This is a genomic window from Thiosocius teredinicola, assembly GCF_002009425.1.
GTDB lineage: Bacteria > Pseudomonadota > Gammaproteobacteria > Chromatiales > Chromatiaceae > Thiosocius > Thiosocius teredinicola.
Map to the genome: position 1 here is coordinate 4,654,107 of NZ_CP019936.1, position 17,480 is coordinate 4,671,586.

Consider the following 17,480-nt stretch of genomic DNA (forward strand, 5'->3'; position numbering starts at 1 on the left):
ATCTTCTGGGGGTCGCATACCGACCGACGACACACAACCGCGAGAGACGGCGGCGCCCTCTCAACGGCAGAAACTCATTGGCAACAGCGGGGATGCCCGGGCATCTGTTGCGACTTAGTGGCATGTGCAATAAACACGCCGCCGCATCGCCAAACAGGTGCAAACACCTTTGACCCGGCCGGCTGAGCGGACCCGCTAGGATAATGGAATCAGAATATTCGAACCACTGTTTTGCACTGCACACAAAACGCAGCGCCCCGAACAAACATTTAATCGACTGATATTAAAGAGTTTTCTTGATCGACGCGAAGGTGCGCGGCCAGATATCCGACGTACGCATGTCGGCCGGCAGACGATTGCGCGCCGCCAGTGCAGCCGCACGCGACGGATAATCGCCAGCGACCAGGGAGAACCAGGGTTTGCCGTTGAGGGGCCGCTCAAAGATCGCGTAAGGCGCCTCAACGGCGTGCAATCGGATGTACTTCTGGATGGCGGCCCTGTCACGTGCACCAAGAAGTTGCAGGGTGTAGTGGGTGGCGGGCCGGGACTTCAACCATTCGACGCCTTTCGCCGCACTTGCGACCGGAGCCGCAACGGGTTTGGGCGCCATCGAAGGAGTTGCCGCCACAGTCTTCTCTTCGGTCTTTTCTTGCGCAGCCGGCGTCGTCCGATCCTCGACCGGCGCAGCGCCGGGCCGGTTGTCTACAACCTTCTCGCGCGACGGCCGAGCTTCGGCGGGCGCGGATGGAGCTACGACGGGCGGGGCCGCTGCCGCATCCGCCGGCTTGGGCTGCGAAGCGGGGGGTTCACGCAATGCAGAGACTTGAACCCCGGTGCTATCGGCCGCGACAGGATCGGCATCGCGCCCTGTCGCCAGCGGTTTGGTTGCCGGCGGCGGGGTGGTTTCTTCTGCAGGTTTTTGCGACTCAGGCGCAACGTCTTTAGCGCCCGCGCCCGAATCCGCCGCAGTCATTGCATCCTTCATCACGGCGGCTAGCGGATCGTCGGCCGCCGGTGATGTCTCGGCAGGTTTTGGAGACGCCTTTTCCGGAGCAGTGTCGGCCGGCTTGGCAAGCCCTGTCTGCGCCTCTTGCATTGCGCCGATCTGCGGCTCGGCCTTTTCGTAGGCGCTATCGGCTACCAACGGTGTTAGTTCGGGTAGTGCAATCTCGGGTACGGAATCCGCTAACGACTCATCGTCCACGCCGCCTGTGGCGAGCTGATCGGCTTCAACTGGCGGCGCCAATGGCTTAGCGGCCGTGGCGCCGAGCCCATCCACTGGCGATGCAGGCGCAACCGAGCCGGACGGAGCAGGAAGCTCCGGCACCTCGACCTCAACAACGGTTGGCGCAGGGGGCTCGAAAAGCGCGTTGATCTCGTCTTGGAAGACGAGTATCGCTCCCAAGAGAATGACAACCGCACCGCCGGCGATCCATTGCCAGGCAGGTCGGCCCACGGGCACCGGTGGCTTCGGCTCTTTGGCAGGCGGAGCCGGCGATCTTGACAACACCTCGTTCAAGCCCGCCAACAACGGGCCCGGTTGACCTTGGGCGGCACCGTGCAATGCGGCCGCCAGACCTTCGCTGACCTTCAAGGCATGCTCGCCAGCGCTGGCGAGCAGGAAGCGCATGCTTTCATCGGCATCGAAGCCCGGCAGGTCGACGAAATTCACCTGCCAGTTATCTCCTGCCTGGCGCGGCAAACCGCCTTGGCCGATCAACAGCAGATGCCCGCCGTGGCGTCGCAGGTCATCGAGATACTCCATATCCATGACCGCGAGCTCGTCGGCGTTGTCCACGACCACAAGCAGGCCTTGTTCGCCGATAGCGGCGAATATGTTTTCCGGCCAAGGACCCATGTTCGCGCCAACGACATCCAGTTGCCCTACAGCGGCGGCCGGGATATCGCTGTCTTGCCCCGCGCCGACGCGAACCACCGCCATATCGTCGCCGAGAACAGCAAGCAGGCGTTCAGCGAACAGGGTCTTACCCGCGCCGCTCGGCGCGCGCAGATAGATCACCTCATCGGCATTGCGCACCAGGTGCAACAGCAGCTGCAGCCTTTCGCCCCGGGCCGGCGTTTCAAAATAGCTGTCGGCGGCGTGGGCGCTAGGCGGCATCGAGCGACTGCCTCAGGGAGTCCATATTGAAATCGGACGTAACCACGGCTTTGCCGATGCCGTGCATCAACACCAATCGCAACTGGCCATCCATCACTTTCTTGTCCACCGCCATCAACTCGAGGAAACGCTCGGCCGTCACTTCGGCAGGGGGTGCCGTGGGTAGCCCGGCGGCCCCGATCACCTCGACAATTCGGTCGACGTCACCCTGTGTCATCCATCCGAGCCGTTGGGAGAAAGCTGCTGCCATGCACATACCGGCGCCGACCGCCTCGCCGTGCAGCCACGCGCCATATCCCATACCCGTTTCGATCGCGTGGCCGAAGGTATGTCCGAGATTCAGCAGGGCGCGTTGGCCGGCTTCGAGTTCGTCCGCAGCGACAACTGTTGCCTTGTCGGCACACGATCGTTCGATCGCGTAGATCAAGGCCGCTGGGTCGCGCGCGACCAGCGAGGTCATATTCGACGCCAGCCAGTCGAAGAACTCAGGATCGTTTATCAAACCGTATTTGATCACTTCAGCAAGACCGGCAGACAATTCCCGATCGGGCAGTGTGTTCAACGCCGCCGTATCCGCGATCACGCATTGCGGTTGGTGAAAGGCACCAATCATGTTCTTACCCAAAGGGTGATTGACCCCGGTCTTGCCGCCAACAGACGAATCGACCTGCGACAACAGGGTGGTCGGCACCTGGATGAAATTGACCCCGCGCTGGTAGCTGGCGGCAGCGAAGCCCGCCATGTCGCCGATCACGCCACCACCCAGCGCGACCAGCGTGCAACGACGATCGAAGCGATTTTCCAACAGGGCGCTGTAGATGCGATCGAGAATGTCGAGCGTCTTGTATTTTTCGCCGTCGGGAAGGACGACGCGGGCAACGCGGTACCCAGACAGCGCATTCTCTACGCGTTCGAGGTACAGCGGAGCGACGGTTTCGTTGGTGACCACCATGACCTGCTGGCCATGGATATGAGGCGCATACAGCGACGTGTCTCCGAGCAGGTCGGGACCAATGAAAATCGGATAGGCTCGCTCGCCGAGATCGACTTTCAAAGTGCGCATTGCGGATGACATGGTCCGGGAGTTCCTGGTTGATTCGCGATCATTGCTCGCAAATTCTACACGGCTCCGGCCGGAATGCGTCAGCTGCGAACGGTGTCCAGGATCTCGTTTGCGACGGAAGTAGCACTCCTTCCCTCGGTGCTGACGGTGTAATCCGCGGTCGCACGATACAGCGGGTCACGAATTTCGAGGAGCTTTTTGAGCTGTGCCAGCGGGTCTTCCGTCTGCAATAACGGGCGGTTGCGGTCGCGGTGCGTACGTTCGAACTGCTGCTCTGCCGAACATGCGAGGTAGAACACGATGCCACGGGCAGACAGGTGCTGCCGGTTCTCCGGCGAGATAACGGCGCCACCGCCAGTAGCCAGCACCTGGCCTTCTACCTGGGTCAGTTCATCGATGACTTGGCGCTCGCGCGCCCTAAACCCATCCTCGCCCTCGTAGGCAAAGATAGTCGGGATATCCACACCGGTGCGGCGTTGGATCTCGAGGTCGGAATCGTTGAACGCCATGCCCAGCGCTTGCGCCAGCTGTTTGCCGATCGTGGTCTTGCCGGCACCCATCGGGCCGATCAGAAAAATTCGGTTCGGTATCGCCATGGACTAGGTATGCCAGAAGCAGCAACGGCGGACAAGTGCCCGCCGTTGCTGCTGCTTGAGAAAAGATCCCGGATTAACGCAGAGTCAGCGTGTCCTTCAGGATCTTGGGCGTCACGAAGATCAGCAGTTCGCTGTTCTCGTCCTGGATTTGCTCCTGCTTGAACGCCCAACCGACGTAGGGCAGGTCACCGAAGAACGGCACCCGGCCGATATTCTTGGCCTTGGTACGTTCAAACACACCACCGAGGACGACGGTTTCGCCGTTGTCCACGAGCACCGAGGTCTCCAGCTCGCGGGTATCGACCGGCGGCACACCCAGCACCGCGCGGGTGAAGTCCGGGTTGTCCTTGTTGACCTTGAGATCCATGATCACACGGTCATCCGGCGTGATGTGCGGCGTGACTTCCAGCTGCAACACGGCCTCTTTAAAGGATACCGACGTTGCACCACTCGAGGTTGCTTCCTGGTAAGGAATCTCGACACCCTGCTTGATCGAAGCAGTGTTCTGGTCCGACGTGATCACGCGCGGGCTCGATACGATCTCGCCTTTGCCTTCCTGCTGCATGGCGCTCAGTTCAAGGCGCAACAGGTATGAACCCATCTTGCCGAGGACGAAGTTGACTGCGCCACCGCTGCCGGCCGCCAGAGTCTGCGGCAGGTTGACCAGCAGGTTCTCGTTGTCGCTATCGCCAGTTACGACGAATGGACCGGCAATGTTCGTTGCCAAGTCACCCTGCAAACCGCCACCGAACAGACCAACATCGCCATCGTGCGAACCGACCGCCGAGAAACCAAGCTTGACACCGAGGTCACGGGCAAAATCGTTGTTGGCAATGACAATCCGCGACTCGATCAGCACCTGGCGAACCGGGATATCCAGATCCCCAATCAGGGCGCGGATCTCGCTCAGCTTGGCCGCCGTGTCCTGGACCAGCAGCGTATTGGTACGCTCGTCGATCGACACGCTACCACGGTCGCCTAGCAACTTGTTGTCCGGAGACTTGAGCAACTTGGCCAGATCTTCCGCCTTCGCATAGTTGATCTGGATAAGCTCCGAACGCAACGGTGCCAACTCTGCGATCTGCTGCTGAGATTCGAGCTCAAGCTTTTCGCGGGCAGCAATCTCTTCGGTCGGCGCAACCAGAATGACGTTGTTGGTCTTGCGCATCGACAGACCCTTGGTCTTCAGGATGATATCCATCGCCTGATCCCAGGGGACGTTCTTCAGGCGCAGTGTGATGCGACCGGATACCGTGTCACTGACCACCATGTTGAGGCCAGTGAAATCCGCCAGCAACTGCAGTACGGCACGCACCTCGATATCCTGGAAGTTCAGCGACAGGCGATCGCCTTCGTAAACCTTCTGAGCCTTGAGGCGAGCCTCTTTTTCCTGCTTGGTCAGGGCCCGGAATTCGACGGTGTAGTTGTTGTTCGCCTGGTATGCCAGATGTTCGAACTCACCACCGGTCGCAATCGTCATGCGTACATTGCGACCGTTCGGACGCGTCTGAATCGACTTGACCGGGGTGGCGAAGTCCATGACATCCAGCGTGCGTGCCAGCTGTTCCGGAATCGCGGTGTTCATGAAATCGAGCACGACTGAGTTGCCCTGCTGACGCATATCTACCACGATGGACGGATCGGAGAGTTCGATCTCGACGCGCCCTTCACCTTCGGGGCCACGGCGGAAATCGATGTTTTCCAGTCCGGCACCACCTTTGCCTTTGGCCACGCTGTGTGACGAAGCCGTCGCGGCGGCCGGCGCCGCAGCCGACATGCTGCCCGCACCGCTGCCGGCGCCGACATCAATGATGACCTTGTTACCCTCGGTCTTCACTTCGTGCCCAACCGATTCGAGCAGATTGATCACGACGCGCGTGCGGTCACCCGCTTCGATCGCCGTCACACTGCGCGCCACCCCGATGGCAATCGGCGTTACCTTCTGCGGCAAACCATTGGTCGTGCCCGGAAGATCGATGGCTATACGTGCAGGGTTATCCGTCGTGAACGATACCGGGTTCGACACCGCTTCGCTGGTCGTCAGGACGACCTCGACACGGTTACCTGGCAATGCCGAAAAACTCACGTCCTGCAGCTGGCCAGCCAGTGCATCGGACAGGAAGGCCCATGCAAGCACTATCCCCAAGAGTGCCTTGTTGCGTGCCTTTACCTTCTTAACCATTGTGCCTTCTCCTATTCCTCGCCCAGTGCCAATGCTGCTTCTTTTTCCAAGAAGCCTGAACCAGTGGGTACGAGTTCAATCAGCTCTATTTTGTCTTCACTGATGCGTGTGATCTTGCCGTCATTCAGGCCCAGATAATTGCCCGTCGCCACGCGATGTATCGTGCCATCCGAGGTCTTGACCAGACCCCAGGTCGCTTGTTCCTGCTCCAACGTTCCTACCATGCGCAGCGAGTCGAGCGAATATGACTCCAACTCTTCTTTGCGCCGATTCGGATCGGGACGGATTCCCGTATCCAACACAGACTCCGTTGCGGCGGTTTCGTCTTCCTGCGGCGTAAAGGGATCGCGACGATTCTTGGCCGCGTAGACAAACCCCACCACCTGCTTGATCTCCGGAATCGGTTCGATACCTGACGCCTGACGACTCTTCACATCGTCGATATAGGTCTGCAGATCAGACTTGTCGGTATTGACACAACCGGCCAGCAACAGAGGCACCATCAATGGGATGAACTTCTTCATCATCAGCCACCTGCCTCATCAAGATAACGGTACGTACGAGCGGTCGCTTCCATGATCAGTTCACCCGGTGAATTAGGGCGCGGTGCGATGGAAACGTCGTGCACAGTGACGATTCGCGGTAACGCCGCCAGGCCACTGACGAACTCACCAAACTCGTGATAGGTGCCGATGACTCGCAACTTGATCGGCAGCTCTGCGTAGAAGTCTTTCGGGATCTCTGACTGCGGTTGGAACAATTCGAATTCCAACCCGGCTGCGAGACCGGTCTGCGAGACGTCCACCAGCAGGTCGGCGACCTCGGTCTTGTTCGGCAACTGACGCAGCATCGCACCGAATGACTCGCGCATTTCGTTCAGCTGCGCCCGGTAGGCTTCGAGATTGGCCGCTTTTTGCTGCTTTTCTTCGAATTCTCCACGCAAGTCCTGTTCGATCCGCTCGACACGTTCGAGCTCGACGTACTGCGCCTCGGTATCAAGGTAATACCAGCCCACACCAACCAGCGCGCACACGATGATGATCAGGATCGCCTTGACGATGGCCGGCCAGTCACCGATGTTGCTGAAATCAAGCTCGTTGAGTTCCTGCATGTTCATTGGGCAGCCTCCTCTTTGGGCACAACCTGCACCAAATCCAACTGGAAGGTGCTCCCCGCCGCCGCTTTACGGTCCTCGTCTTTGTGCTCGATGATCTTGAGCTTGGGATCGTTCAGCCAGGGGCTGGCCTCGATATTTCGCATATAGGTCGAGACACGGGCGTTCGACTGTGCGCGACCATCCAGCACCAGTTTCTTGCCGGCCTGCACAGCTTTCGTCAGATAGGCTCCATCCGGCACAACCGTCACCAACTCGTCAAACAGATGCACAATTTGAGGGCGACTGACCTGCAGGTCTTCGATCACCTTCATGCGGGCAATCAGCTTCTGGCGGGTGCGATCGAGCTCCTCGATCTCTTTTATCGCCTTGTTCATCGTGGCGATTTCGCCCTCCAGAATGCGGTTGCGCTCGTTCTGGTTGTCAATCATTCCCTGATTGAACATGTGCCAGTAGAAGAGACCGAGAAAGGTCACCACCAAGGCACCAAGCACCATCAGGCCGAAGTCACGGCGACGCTGCTTGCGCAGTTTTTCTCGCCAAGGTAATAGGTTAATGCGCGCCATGTTAGTCAAAGCTCCTCAGTGCCAGTCCGCAAGCGATCATCAACGCCGGAGCGTCGTTACTGAGCACCTGTGGTTTAACCTTTGAAGCAACCGCCATGTTCGCAAACGGATTGGCAATCACCGTTTCAACGCCAAGACGCTCCTGAATCAGGTCGTCGATACCCGGTACCGACGAGCTGCCGCCCGCCAAAACGACCAAGTCGACGTTGTTGAACGCACTTGCCGAATAGAAGAACTGGATGGAACGATTGACCTGCTGTGCCATCGCTTCTTTGAACGGCTCGAGGACTTCCGGGATGTAATTGTCCGGCAGACCGCCCTGGCGCTTCGCCATGCCGGCCTCTTCCACCGACAAGCCGTATCGACGCTGAATCTCTTCGGTCAGCTGGCGCCCACCGAAATTCTGTTCACGCGTATAAATGATGCGGTTGTTGTGCAGGACGTTGAGGGTGGTCGTCGTCGCGCCGATATCGGCGACGGCGATGATCTGATCTTCACCCGCGTTGGGCCACTGGTCGGCCAGCTGGCTGCAGGCGTTTTCCATCGCGTAGGCCTCGACATCGACGATGTCACAGGTCAACCCGGCGAGTTCCAGCGCCGCGACCCGGTCATCGACGTTCTCGCTACGCGATGCCGCCAGTAGTACATCGACCAGTTCCGGGCTGTTTTCCGACGGCCCCTGGACCTGGAAATCGATGTTGACCTCTTCGAGGGGGTACGGGATGTACTGATCCGCTTCGAGCTGGATCTGGCTCTCCATTTCAGATTCGGAGAGCGCCGCCGGCATCGAAATCACCTTAGTGATGACTGCCGATCCGGAAACGGCCACCGCCGCCCGTTTATTGCGGGTACCCGCCTTGCGGACAACGCTGCGGATCGCCTTGCCGACCGCCTCGACATCAGCGATGTTTTTCTCAACGACTGCCGTTGAGGGAAGCGGCTCCACCGCGTAACTCTCTACGCGATAACGGACACCCCCACGGCCATTATGTTGACTCAATTCGAGCAACTTCACCGCTGTTGAACTGATATCCAGTCCGAGTAGCGGCACCTTCTTCTGGGTAAAAAGGCCCATGACTGATTAGCTTCCGACTTCCTTTGGTGTGCCTGCCCGAGTGCCTTGCGTCCCGGGATCGGGAGTACTAACGGCAACTTGGAGGTTTTTCTTTAATTAATTCGCCTAAGTATAAAACCTTCTCATCATTTTTTTGAAGGATTTCGCACTCATAGGGGAACTAAGTACGGTCTTTTCGACCTCAAGCCTGTTACCACTCGCGTGATTCTCGGCAACCGGACTCCCCGACATTTCTGTTTCATCCGGGTCGCGGATTTGCGTGCTCAACACCCTGTAGCAGGGCTTTTCGAGCTAGTATTACGACCCTCTTGGCCAACGTATCGGCACGCTTTTAAATCTCTGTAGTCGGCGAATGCAATAAATGAAGTGGTTCTGGAAATTTTTTAAGTTTGGGCTGTGGCTGGGGATCTTCGGCGTGCTCGCCGGGGCCGCTGCTGTCGGCATCGCCTACTACTATCTCGAACCCGAGCTCCCCGAAATCGACAACCTGCGCGACGTCCGCTTGCAGGTGCCGTTGAAGGTCTACACGCGTGACGACAGACTGATCGCGGAGTTCGGCGAGAAGCGCCGGATACCGCTGGATCACGAAGAACTGCCGGAGCGTCTTATCCAGGCATTCCTCGCCGCCGAAGACGCCAATTTCTACACCCATCCGGGTGTCGACTATCGCGGTCTGGCGCGCGCCGGCATCCAACTCGCCTTGACCGGCGAGAAACGCCAAGGCGGCAGTACCATCACCATGCAGGTCGCACGCAACTTCTACCTGAGCAGTCAGAAGACGTTTACCCGCAAGATCAGCGAGATATTTCTCGCCCTGCGCATTGAAAACGAGTTGAGCAAAGCAGAGATCCTGGAGCTCTATCTGAACAAAATTTACCTGGGTCATCGCGCCTATGGTGTCGGCGCAGCGGCGCGCGTGTACTACGGCAAAACGGTCGGAGATCTCGATCTTGCCCAGACCGCCATGATAGCGGGCTTGCCGAAGGCTCCGTCTGCCTTCAATCCATTAACCAATCCATCGCGTGCCATCGCACGCCGCAACTACGTGCTGTCGCGGATGCTCGAACTGGGTTACATCGACCAAGCACAGTACGACGAAGCCCACGCGCAACCAGTCACGGCGAGCCGATACTCGCCCGACATCCAGATCGAGGCGCCGTACGCCGCCGAAATGGTACGCGCCGAGATGGTCGACCGCTTTGGGGAAGATGCGTACACCGGTGGCTATTCGGTCTATACGACACTGAAGGCCGAGGAGCAGAGCGCCGCCAACGGGGCATTGCGTCACGCCCTCGACGACTACAGCGACCGCCACGGCTATTACGGCCCCGAAAGTCAGCTCGACAGCGTGCCCACGCAACCGGAAGAACTGGACGCCATTCTCGCGGATCACCCGACCGTCGGCGAACTGCTGCCGGCCGTGGTAACGGCTGTCGACGACAAAGCGGCGAGTGTTTATTTGGGCGAAGGCTCGACCGGAACCGTCGATTGGAAACAAATGGAATGGGCGCGTCCGTATATCGAACTGGACAACCGCGGACCGGCGCCGAAGAAGCCCGCTGACGTCGTTGCTGCCGGCGACCTCATCCGGGTGAAATGGGTTGAGCAGGACGACAAGAAAGTTCTGCGGCTATCGCAGATTCCGCGCGTCGCTGCCGCGATGATCGCGCTCGACCCGAACAACGGTTCGATCCGCGCCCTAGTAGGCGGATACGACTTCTATCACAGCAAGTTCAATCGCGTCACCCAAGCGAAACGTCAGCCCGGTTCGGGATTCAAGGCATTCATCTACTCGGCGGCGCTGGCCAGCGGCTTTACGCCAGCCAGCCTGATCAACGACGCGCCCGTGGTGTTCGAAGACCCGAGCCTCGAAGGCGCATGGCGGCCGGAAAACTACTCGGGCAAGTTCTTCGGCCCGACCCGCTTGCGCTATGCACTGACCAAGTCGCGCAACCTGGTTTCGATACGTTTGCTGAGCTCGATGGGCATCGATAACGCGGTCAGACATATCGCAAAATTCGGCTTCGATCCAAAAGAAATCCCCCACAACCTGTCACTCGCACTGGGTAGCACTGAAGTAACGCCGCTGCAGATGGCGACCGGGTACGCGGTGCTGGCCAACGGTGGCTACCGCGTCGAGCCCTTCATGATCAATCGCATCGAGCAATCAGACGTCGGCGTGATCTATCGAGCAAACCCGCTGACGGTCTGCAAGGACTGCCCCGCGGTGGTCGCAGATACTGCTGCCGAAACACCCACTGACCAAGCGGAAGAGAGCGCCGCGCCACCCAACGAGTCGGCTACCGACCAACAGCCCAGGGTCGCGCCGCGTGTACTGGATGAGCGTAATCGCTACCTGATGTATTCGATGATGCAGGACGTTATCCGCGCCGGCACCGCGACCAAGGCACGCGAGTTGGGTCGAAAAGACATCGCGGGCAAGACCGGCACCACCAACGACCAACGCGATGCCTGGTTCAACGGATTCAACCAGAATATCGTTGCAAACGTCTGGGTAGGCTTCGATGACAACAGCAAGCTTGGACGCGGTGAAGTCGGCGGCAAAGCAGCTCTGCCCGCCTGGATCGAGTTCATGCGCACCGCGTTGAACGATGTGCCCGACGTCGAGCCGACCATGCCCAAAGGCATCGTGCGCATGCGCATCGATCCACGCACTGGGGCACGTGCCAGTGCGGCCACCGAAGACGCCATCTTCGAACTGTTCATGGCCGAGAATGCGCCCGAATACGCCGGCGGCACCACGAACACCGGCACCGTATCGTCGCAGCCGGTAACCACCACCCCGCCGACCCAGGATCTGTTCTGACGATCATCGGCAGCATATGAACGATCTCAGACGACTGATCGCCGACGTTGCCAAACGGGTGGTAGAAGACAGCCTGGAACTTCCAACCGCGCTGCGCCAGGTGGCGCAAGAACTGGGAATCAGACTCAAACCAGGTCAACCGGATGCGGCAACCATGCGCGCCGCCATTCAGGACTACCGCGAGTTGTTCAAGCCGGAGCAGGCAAAGCAGCTTCACGAAAACCGCCGCATGGCGATCGAAGCAATGCGGCAGTTTGACGCGTTTCAGCCAAGACTAATCGGGTCTCTGGTCAACGGCGACGGTCCGGTCGATGTCATTCGCCTGCTGCTGACCGCCGACACGCCCGAACAGGTGATCATGCACCTGAGCGACCAACGCACCCCGTGGCGCGAGACGGAGGCGAGGATGCATTACTCCGGAGGCCGGATCGAGGCGCTACCAGCGCTACGCTTCCAGGCCGGCGACAGTAATGTGGAGCTGATCATTATGCCGCCGCAACAACGCAGCGACCCGCCAAGAGATCCGATCGGCGGCGGTAAGCTGGCCGCACTGAGCCAGGATGAACTGGCAGCCCTCGTTGAAAGGACTGCCAGCCACTGATCAACGCTGATCGACTGGCAGGTAGTCGCGCTTGCCCGCACCTTGATACAACTGGCGCGGACGGCCGATGCGGTGTTTCGGGTCATCGAGCATTTCCATCCAGTGGCTCACCCAGCCGGCGGTACGCGCAATAGCGAACATGACGGTGAACATGCTGTCCGGGATACCCAGCGCGCGGTAGATGATACCCGAATAGAAATCGACGTTCGGATAGAGCTTCTTCTCCAGGAAGTAGTCATCCTTCGACGCGAGTTCTTCGAGGCGCATCGCCAACTCGAACAAGGGATTGTTGGTATCCGCGAGTTTCTCGAGGACCTGATAACAGACCTCGCGAATGATCTTCGCGCGCGGATCGTAGTTTTTGTAGACGCGATGGCCGAAGCCCATCAGGCGGAACGGATCGTCCTTGTCCTTGGCCTTGGCGAGATACTTGTCGATGTTCTTCACATCGCCGATCTGCTCGAGCATGTCGAGAACCGCTTCGTTGGCGCCACCGTGAGCCGGCCCCCACAACGAAGCCGTGCCAGCGGCGATACAGGCGAAGGGATTGGCTCCCGAGCTGCCCGCGAGCCGTACAGTCGAGGTCGACGCGTTCTGTTCGTGATCGGCATGCAGAATGAACAGCAGGTCCATGGCGCGTTCGGCCAGCGGGTCCACTTCATAGTCTTCACACGGCGTGGAAAACATCATCTGCAAGAAGTTGCCGGTGTAGCTCAGATCGTTGCGTGGATACATCACCGGCTCGCCCACATTGTGCTTGTAGCAGGCGGCTGCGATCGTCGGCAGCTTCGCAATCAGGCGGTGCGCACTGATCTCGCGATGGCGCGGGTCACTGATATCGGTCGAATCGTGATAGAAGGCGGACAACGAACCCACCACGCCGACCATCATAGCCATCGGGTGCGCATCGTAATGAAAGCCTTCGAAGAAACGCAGCAGCGACTCATTGATCATGGTGTGCCGCGTGATGACGCTATTGAAGTCATCGAGTTCGGTTTTGCTCGGCAGCTCACCATACAGCAGCAGGTACGCCACCTCGATAAACGAAGACTTTTCGGCCAACTGCTCGATCGGGTAGCCACGATAGCGCAGCACGCCCTCGTTGCCGTCGATGTAGGTGATCGAGCTGTTGCAGCTGGCGGTCGAGACAAAGCCGGGATCGAACGTAAATACCTTGCCCTGAGCATAGAGCGACGTGATATCAACGGTATCGGGACCCTCAGTGCCGGAGTGAATCGGAAGCTCGATAGACTTTCCGGTATCACTGAAGGTGAGGGTGGCTTTCCTGTCAGACATGTGGCCGTTCCTCTAGGCTGATTTGAAGCTAGGCGCAAAAGCCTAACACAACCGGATTTCCATCCGATTATTGGAATTGTCGCGCCGCCGCGGGGCCGTTTTTTAATGCACAAACGCCGAAAACCGGCGGAACCGGCTGCCCCATACGCACGCAACCACGCATCAATTCGCACCAGGCCAGTGCAGTTCCCGGCCTGCCCGTTTGCTGATCCGGACGCTCTTCAGCAAACTCTGAAGACGGAATCAGGCTAACGGAATTCGTTCGATATCATGCCGTACTGCCGCCGCCGACTCGCGAAACATCGCTTGCTCATCGTCACTCAATCCGAGATCCAGCACCTGGACCAAACCACGCTCGTTCAATATGCAAGGCACACCCATGGCAATGCCGTCTTCTTCATATTCTCCCTGCAATATCGCAACGCTGGGCAACACCCGGTTTCTATTGTGGCTGATCGCATCGACCATCGCTGCAATAGACGCGCCAGGCGCATCGTAGGCGCTGGCGTTCTTGCGCAGCGCGAGTATCTCTGCGCCCCCACCGCGGGTGCGCTCAACGATTTCTTCGATCTGTTGTTCGCTCAGAAACTGCGATACGGGTATGCCATTGACTGTGCAAAATCGCGGTATCGGCACCATGCTGTCGCCATGACCGCCCAGCACAATCGTGGTGATGTCGCGGGTCGAAAAACCGGTCTCCATCGCGATGAAGGCCGCCATGCGCGAGGCATCCAACACCCCAGCCTGACCCAATACCCGTTCCCGCGGCCAGCCGGTGCGCTGCCAGACGCGATAGGTCAGCACGTCAACCGGATTGGTTACCATGATGACGATGGCGTTCGGTGCGAATTGCATAACGTCGTCGATGATGCCGTCGATCACTTTGAGATTGACGCCGAGTACGTCAGACCTCGACATGCCGGGTTTGCGCGGCACACCCGCCGTCACCACAACCACATCGGCATCGCGCATCGCTGCCGGGTCGTTGCTGCCGCTTACGCGGGTATCGAATTCGAAGAAAGGCGCAGTCTGGAAGATATCCAGCGCCACGCCCTGCGGCACGTCTTCGCGGATGTCGATCAACACAACCTCACGACAGGTCTCTTGTTCCGCAAGAATCTGTGCCGTGGTTTCGCCGACCCTGCCGGCCCCCACGATCGCAACTTTCTGCATTGTTTTTTCTCCGTCTCTCTGTCGGCAGACGCTGGGCCCGCCTCGTTTTGAGCTTAGACGAAGAATCCGGTCATCCGTTTCATCACGCAGAAGCTATTGCCTGAGAAGCAAGAAAGGCGCAGCGGTTGCACCGCAGCGCCTTCGAGCAAGCGACATAACTTATTGAAACTAAGCCACTATTTTTCTGGGTAATCTTTGGGCCACGCAGCCCGGGCGACGCCGCTATCCATCGCCGCACGCGCAACGGCCGGCGGGATAACGTCTTTGAGACGAACGTCCAGCGGCTTGGGCAGAATGTAGTCCGGGCCAAACGACAGAGCGCTCAGGCCATACGCATCCAACACCTCTTGCGGCACGGGCTGGTGCGTCAGGTCCTTCAATGCATGCACGGCCGCAATCTGCATGTCTTCGTTGATCCGGCTGGCACGCACATCCAGGGCGCCACGGAAGATGAAGGGGAAGCCCAGAACATTGTTGACCTGGTTTGGGTAATCCGAACGACCAGTCGCCATGACCAGATCGTCACGGACCTTTACAGCGACTTCCGGACGGATCTCCGGCACCGGGTTGGACAGGGCGAATACGATCGGCTTGTCGGCCATCGACGCCAACATCTCGGGCGATACCAAGTCCGGCCCGGATACGCCGATGAACACGTCGGCGCCTTGCATGGCGTCTTCCAACGTGCGTGCTTCGGTTTCGACGGCAACACCGAACTTGTACGGGTTCAGGTCCTTACGCCCGAGGTGGATCACGCCCTTACGATCGAGCACCAGGAAGTTGTCACGGTGCGCACCCATCGCAATCAGCAGACGAACCGCCGCGATACCCGCAGCGCCTGCACCCAACACAACAATCCGAGCACTATCCAGGCTCTTGCCCTGCAGCTCGAGCGCATTCAACAGGCCGGCGGCGATGATGATCGCGGTACCGTGTTGGTCGTCGTGGAACACCGGGATATCGAGTTGCTCGATCAACGCCTGCTCGATCTCGAAACAGTGCGGCGCCGCGATGTCCTCAAGATTGATGCCGCCGAAGGTCGGCGCGATACGCATCACTGTCTCGATGAACTCCTGCGGGCGCTTGGCATTCACCTCGATATCGAATACGTCGATGCCGGCAAAGTGCTTGAACAGCACCCCCTTGCCTTCCATCACCGGTTTGCCGGCCAACGCACCGACATTTCCCAAGCCAAGTACCGCGGTGCCATCGGTAATTACCGCGACCAGATTGCCTTTGGCGGTGTACTTGTAGGCATCCTGTGGGTCGTCAGCGATGCGACGTACTGGCTCGGCAACGCCCGGCGTATAGGCCAACGCCAGATCGCGTTGTGTCCGGGTCGACTTGGAGACCTCGACGCTGATCTTGCCGGGACGCGGATTGGCGTGATAGTCCAACGCGGCCTGGTTGATCTCAAAATCGGCATCGGCGTTTTGTTGTTTTGCCTGCGTCATGGCTTGGCTCCGGATGGCGGGGACAGAAAGTCTAAACGAGAAAAGGCGCCGCAGGGGCGCCTTCCTGTGTTCCTGTAAGCCGGCTCGGCTTAGCGACGGAAACGTTTGCGGAACTGGTCGACACGGCCGGCCGTGTCCATCAGTTTCTGCTGACCGGTATAGAATGGGTGGCATGCTGAGCACACTTCGACTTGCAGCGTGTCGCCACCGATGGTGGAACGCGTTTCGAAAGAGTTACCGCAGCTGCACACGACCTTGATGTCGGTGTAGTTCGGATGCACGTCCGCTTTCATTTCGTCTCACTCCAACACTCACCGATTCGGTGAGCGGTTTATCAACTGGTGATCGCGCCGGGCGCGAAAGGCCGCGTAACATAAAACACGGCCAGCGAAATTGCAAGCGGTTTCGGGTCAGTCCTGCGCGCGGGCAAATGCCACGACTTCACCGCCCATCGGGCGTCGAGCCGAGGTATCGGGCACGTGTCCGTTAACCAGGCCCTGCAGCTCCGCGAAACGATCGTTCAGGCCGCCTTCGCCAAGCACCATGCGCCACATCATGCGCGAGATCCGCAGGCAGGCCGCCATCGGCGTGCGTGCCAGGCGACGTTCCTGGTCGATTCGCCATTGCAGTCGGCGCAGGCGCTCGCGGTTGTCCTCGGGGGCTTTCTCGATGACGTCTTCAATCGCGGCGAGACGCATCTTCTCGAACGCCTCAGGATCGTTCTTGGCCATATCGGACCAGGCGTCAAAATCAAACTCGGCAGTATTTTTTTGTTCCATCACATTCGCCCTAAAGTTTCTTTCGGGTCGGCCGTAAACCATCAGTTTCGGCGCAATTCGAGATCAACCTACCACAGGGTTTTGCGCCTTGTCTTGCCGAATTAAAAGCCACCTAAGGGGATGTTGATTCCCTCATTTTCTTATTGTATTTCATATACTTAATGGCGCTACCGCGGTTCGTCGGCATTTTGACGCCACACGAGACTCCCATCGCGGGCGATGGCGGTTTCGATGCGATCCAGGCGCACGCTTTCTTCGCCGCCATCCAAGGTCTTTAGGACAAGGTATTCGGCGCGATCTCGCGTCTGGAGTGTCCACAAAGTGCCTTGCAGGCTGATCGAAAGCCCGAAGTCATCTCGTGCCAGCACCCTGGCGCGAACCCGACGCATAACCAACACCTCGAGTTCGGAATACAGACCGCAGGGGATCGGAGCATACTCAGTCGTCATCGCGCGCCACCGTGATTCGCCAGTCGCCGCCATCGGCGAACAACAACACCTCAATCGGCTTGCAACACACGCTGCAGTCCTCGATGTAGCGTTGTTCGCCGGCTGAGGCGTCGACCGCCAGTTCGATCGTTTCGCCGCAGTAAGGGCATTGCACAGCTGCGAAATCCAGTGATTCCATTAGTCCGC

Annotated in this window: 17 protein-coding genes; 2 read left to right on the forward strand and 15 right to left on the reverse strand. The window is 59.0% G+C overall.

The annotated features are described in order from the left end of the window. Positions 1–283: 283 nt before the first annotated feature. The 8 genes from B1781_RS22015 to B1781_RS22050 all read right to left on the reverse strand — a co-directional run bounded on the left by B1781_RS22015 (position 284) and on the right by B1781_RS22050 (position 8,715). A complete protein-coding gene (locus B1781_RS22015; protein ID WP_078121738.1) occupies positions 284–2,119 on the reverse strand; it encodes an SPOR domain-containing protein in 1,836 nt (611 codons plus the stop codon). Next, a complete protein-coding gene (gene aroB / locus B1781_RS22020) occupies positions 2,109–3,182 on the reverse strand; it encodes a 3-dehydroquinate synthase (RefSeq protein WP_078121739.1) in 1,074 nt (357 codons plus the stop codon). Before aroB ends, B1781_RS22015 begins: the two co-directional genes overlap by 11 nt. An 80-nt stretch (positions 3,183–3,262) precedes the next feature. Then, complete coding sequence (gene aroK / locus B1781_RS22025; protein WP_078121740.1) at positions 3,263–3,778, reverse strand: shikimate kinase AroK; 516 nt, start codon at positions 3,776–3,778, stop codon at positions 3,263–3,265. A gap of 73 nt (positions 3,779–3,851) precedes the next feature. Further along, complete coding sequence (gene pilQ, locus B1781_RS22030; RefSeq protein WP_078121741.1) at positions 3,852–5,960, reverse strand: type IV pilus secretin PilQ; 2,109 nt, start codon at positions 5,958–5,960, stop codon at positions 3,852–3,854. An 11-nt stretch (positions 5,961–5,971) separates the two neighbouring features. Continuing rightward, the gene (locus B1781_RS22035) at positions 5,972–6,487 is read right to left on the reverse strand and encodes a pilus assembly protein PilP (protein ID WP_078121742.1); all 516 of its coding nucleotides are present in this window, start codon (positions 6,485–6,487) and stop codon (positions 5,972–5,974) included. Beyond that, positions 6,487–7,077, reverse strand: coding sequence for a type IV pilus inner membrane component PilO (locus tag B1781_RS22040; protein ID WP_078121743.1), 591 nt, complete (start codon positions 7,075–7,077; stop codon positions 6,487–6,489). The genes B1781_RS22035 and B1781_RS22040 overlap by 1 nt, the downstream gene beginning before the upstream one ends. Beyond that, complete coding sequence (locus B1781_RS22045; protein WP_078121744.1) at positions 7,074–7,640, reverse strand: PilN domain-containing protein; 567 nt, start codon at positions 7,638–7,640, stop codon at positions 7,074–7,076. The genes B1781_RS22040 and B1781_RS22045 overlap by 4 nt, the downstream gene beginning before the upstream one ends. 1 nt (position 7,641) lies before the next feature. After that, the gene (locus tag B1781_RS22050) at positions 7,642–8,715 is read right to left on the reverse strand and encodes a pilus assembly protein PilM (protein ID WP_078121745.1); all 1,074 of its coding nucleotides are present in this window, start codon (positions 8,713–8,715) and stop codon (positions 7,642–7,644) included. 361 nt (positions 8,716–9,076) lie between these two features. On the opposite strand from B1781_RS22050, the gene B1781_RS22055 reads away from it, so the two are divergent. Together B1781_RS22055 and B1781_RS22060 are read left to right on the forward strand one after the other, a co-directional pair. Further along, entirely contained in the window at positions 9,077–11,542 is a 2,466-nt protein-coding gene (locus B1781_RS22055) for a penicillin-binding protein 1A (protein ID WP_078121746.1), read from the forward strand. A 16-nt stretch (positions 11,543–11,558) separates the two neighbouring features. After that, a complete protein-coding gene (locus B1781_RS22060; protein ID WP_078121747.1) occupies positions 11,559–12,143 on the forward strand; it encodes a hypothetical protein in 585 nt (194 codons plus the stop codon). Here the strand turns inward: B1781_RS22060 and B1781_RS22065 are convergent, their stop codons facing one another. From B1781_RS22065 to B1781_RS22095, 7 genes are all read right to left on the reverse strand, one after another. Next, positions 12,144–13,439, reverse strand: a complete 1,296-nt coding sequence (locus B1781_RS22065) for a citrate synthase (protein ID WP_078121748.1) — start codon at positions 13,437–13,439, stop codon at positions 12,144–12,146. A gap of 243 nt (positions 13,440–13,682) precedes the next feature. Then, entirely contained in the window at positions 13,683–14,612 is a 930-nt protein-coding gene (gene mdh / locus B1781_RS22070; RefSeq protein ID WP_078121749.1) for a malate dehydrogenase, read from the reverse strand. Positions 14,613–14,788: 176 nt separating this feature from the next. Next, positions 14,789–16,066, reverse strand: coding sequence for a malic enzyme-like NAD(P)-binding protein (locus B1781_RS22075; protein WP_078121750.1), 1,278 nt, complete (start codon positions 16,064–16,066; stop codon positions 14,789–14,791). Between the two features lie 89 nt (positions 16,067–16,155). Then, on the reverse strand, positions 16,156–16,359 hold the full coding sequence (gene rpmE / locus B1781_RS22080; RefSeq protein WP_078121751.1) for a 50S ribosomal protein L31: 204 nt from the start codon (positions 16,357–16,359) through the stop codon (positions 16,156–16,158). A 117-nt stretch (positions 16,360–16,476) separates the two neighbouring features. Then, positions 16,477–16,845, reverse strand: a complete 369-nt coding sequence (locus B1781_RS22085; RefSeq protein ID WP_164513509.1) for a DUF3135 domain-containing protein — start codon at positions 16,843–16,845, stop codon at positions 16,477–16,479. Between the two features lie 167 nt (positions 16,846–17,012). Beyond that, positions 17,013–17,294, reverse strand: coding sequence for a hypothetical protein (locus B1781_RS22090; protein ID WP_078121753.1), 282 nt, complete (start codon positions 17,292–17,294; stop codon positions 17,013–17,015). Next, positions 17,284–17,472, reverse strand: coding sequence for a CPXCG motif-containing cysteine-rich protein (locus B1781_RS22095; RefSeq protein ID WP_078121754.1), 189 nt, complete (start codon positions 17,470–17,472; stop codon positions 17,284–17,286). Before B1781_RS22095 ends, B1781_RS22090 begins: the two co-directional genes overlap by 11 nt. Positions 17,473–17,480: the final 8 nt, after the last annotated feature.

Bases quoted from the DNA above. Each gene is read 5' to 3' on its own strand.
- B1781_RS22045 (WP_078121744.1), bottom strand. From the start codon at position 7,640: ATGGCGCGCATTAACCTATTACCTTGGCGAGAAAAACTGCGCAAGCAG.
- B1781_RS22090 (WP_078121753.1), bottom strand. From the start codon at position 17,294: ATGACGACTGAGTATGCTCCGATCCCCTGCGGTCTGTATTCCGAACTC.
- B1781_RS22050 (WP_078121745.1), bottom strand. From the start codon at position 8,715: ATGGGCCTTTTTACCCAGAAGAAGGTGCCGCTACTCGGACTGGATATC.
- pilQ (WP_078121741.1), bottom strand. From the start codon at position 5,960: ATGGTTAAGAAGGTAAAGGCACGCAACAAGGCACTCTTGGGGATAGTG.
- B1781_RS22075 (WP_078121750.1), bottom strand. From the start codon at position 16,066: ATGACGCAGGCAAAACAACAAAACGCCGATGCCGATTTTGAGATCAAC.
- B1781_RS22040 (WP_078121743.1), bottom strand. From the start codon at position 7,077: ATGAACATGCAGGAACTCAACGAGCTTGATTTCAGCAACATCGGTGAC.
- B1781_RS22095 (WP_078121754.1), bottom strand. From the start codon at position 17,472: ATGGAATCACTGGATTTCGCAGCTGTGCAATGCCCTTACTGCGGCGAA.
- aroB (WP_078121739.1), bottom strand. From the start codon at position 3,182: ATGCGCACTTTGAAAGTCGATCTCGGCGAGCGAGCCTATCCGATTTTC.
- B1781_RS22060 (WP_078121747.1), top strand. From the start codon at position 11,559: ATGAACGATCTCAGACGACTGATCGCCGACGTTGCCAAACGGGTGGTA.
- B1781_RS22065 (WP_078121748.1), bottom strand. From the start codon at position 13,439: ATGTCTGACAGGAAAGCCACCCTCACCTTCAGTGATACCGGAAAGTCT.
- rpmE (WP_078121751.1), bottom strand. From the start codon at position 16,359: ATGAAAGCGGACGTGCATCCGAACTACACCGACATCAAGGTCGTGTGC.
- B1781_RS22015 (WP_078121738.1), bottom strand. From the start codon at position 2,119: ATGCCGCCTAGCGCCCACGCCGCCGACAGCTATTTTGAAACGCCGGCC.
- mdh (WP_078121749.1), bottom strand. From the start codon at position 14,612: ATGCAGAAAGTTGCGATCGTGGGGGCCGGCAGGGTCGGCGAAACCACG.
- B1781_RS22085 (WP_164513509.1), bottom strand. From the start codon at position 16,845: ATGGAACAAAAAAATACTGCCGAGTTTGATTTTGACGCCTGGTCCGAT.
- aroK (WP_078121740.1), bottom strand. From the start codon at position 3,778: ATGGCGATACCGAACCGAATTTTTCTGATCGGCCCGATGGGTGCCGGC.
- B1781_RS22035 (WP_078121742.1), bottom strand. From the start codon at position 6,487: ATGATGAAGAAGTTCATCCCATTGATGGTGCCTCTGTTGCTGGCCGGT.
- B1781_RS22055 (WP_078121746.1), top strand. From the start codon at position 9,077: ATGAAGTGGTTCTGGAAATTTTTTAAGTTTGGGCTGTGGCTGGGGATC.